1 protein-coding gene is annotated in these 1759 nt (G+C 69.4%); it reads left to right on the top strand.

The window, feature by feature from the left end; genetic code table 11:
* Positions 1-329: 329 nt before the first annotated feature.
* On the top strand, positions 330-1759 hold a 1430-nt coding region (locus RIF68_RS17465; RefSeq protein WP_309052198.1), incomplete at its 3' end, for a class I tRNA ligase family protein.

Here is a 1759-nt window from a genome sequence, read left to right as displayed (position 1 = left end):
TTTATCTTTTCATCCACCTTCAATACGCGGGCCACCCGTTCCGGGTGGCCCGCTTCTTCGTGTGCCGCCTTCCGTGCAGGTCGCGCCTCTTCGTGGGCCGCGCCGTGGCCGTCCGGGCGGCGGACATTCGGTGCGGCCGTTGTGGGCCCTGCGGTACCCTGGCGCCATGCGTGCCGTACGCCTCCTGCTTATCGAGCCGCGCTGATCAGTCCCGGCGGTCACAGACATCCGTCGGAGTCGGCGCGGCGTCCCCTCCTGTGCGAGGGGATTTTTCATTTCGTGGCAGTTCGTGGCAGTGGGCAGAGACGATCGATGGAGCTTCAAGGACCATGACCGAGACCAATACGGCCGCCGAGACGGCGGCACCGCATCGCTACACGGCGGCCATGGCCGCCGACATCGAGGCACGCTGGCAGGACTTCTGGGACGCCGACGGCACGTACGAGGCTCCGAACCCCACCGGTGACCTGGCGGGCGACCCCGAGGTCGCCGCCCGGCCCAAGAAGTTCATCATGGACATGTTCCCGTACCCCTCGGGCGCGGGCCTGCACGTCGGCCACCCCCTGGGTTACATCGCCACGGATGTTTTCGCCCGCCACGCGCGCATGAACGGGCACAACGTCCTGCACACCCTGGGCTTCGACGCCTTCGGCCTGCCGGCCGAGCAGTACGCCGTGCAGACCGGCACGCACCCGCGTGTCTCCACCGAGGCCAACATGGAGAACATGAAGGCCCAGCTGCGGCGGCTGGGTCTGGGCCACGACAAGCGCCGGTCGTTCGCCACGATCGACCCGGACTACTACAAGTGGACCCAGTGGATCTTCCTGCAGATCTTCAACTCCTGGTACGACACCGAGGCCCGCAAGGCCCGGCCGATCGCGGAGCTGGTCGAGCAGTTCGAGAACGGTACCCGCGAGGTTCCCGGCGGCCGTGAGTGGAGCGCGCTGACCGCGGCCGAGCGCGCCGACGTCCTGGGCGAGTACCGCCTGGCGTACGCCTCCGACGCCCCGGTCAACTGGTGCCCCGGCCTGGGCACCGTCCTGGCCAACGAGGAGGTCACCGCCGACGGCCGTTCCGAGCGCGGCAACTTCCCCGTCTTCAAGGCCAAGCTGCGCCAGTGGAACATGCGCATCACCGCCTACGCGGACCGCCTGCTGGACGACCTGGACGGCCTGGACTGGCCCGAGGCCATCAAGCTGCAGCAGCGCAACTGGATCGGCCGCTCCGAGGGCGCCCGCGTCGACTTCCAGGTCGGCGACGCCGGCGCGATCACCGTCTTCACCACCCGCCAGGACACGCTGTTCGGCGCGACCTACATGGTGCTGGCCCCCGAGCACGACCTGGTAGAGAAGATCGTCCCGGCCGCCTGGCCCGAGGGCACCCACACGGTGTGGACCGGCGGTCACGCCACCCCGGCCGAGGCCGTCGACGCCTACCGCAAGCAGGCCGCCTCCAAGTCCGACGTCGAGCGCCAGGCCGACGCCAAGGAGAAGACCGGCGTCTTCACCGGCGCGTACGCGACCAACCCGGTCAGCGGTGAGCGGGTCCCCGTCTTCATCGCCGACTACGTCCTGATGGGCTACGGCACCGGCGCGATCATGGCGGTCCCGGCGCACGACTCCCGCGACTTCGCCTTCGCGCGCGCCTTCGAGCTGCCGATGCGCTGCGTCGTGGAGCCGAGCGACGACCGCGGCACCGACCCGGCCGCCTGGGACGACGCCTTCTCCTCGTACGAGGCGAAGCTGATCAACTCCGCCAA

The organism is Streptomyces sp., assembly GCF_031178505.1.
Taxonomy (GTDB): Bacteria; Actinomycetota; Actinomycetes; order Streptomycetales; family Streptomycetaceae; genus Streptomyces; species Streptomyces gulbargensis.
This window is presented reverse-complemented; position numbering and strand designations above follow the sequence as displayed.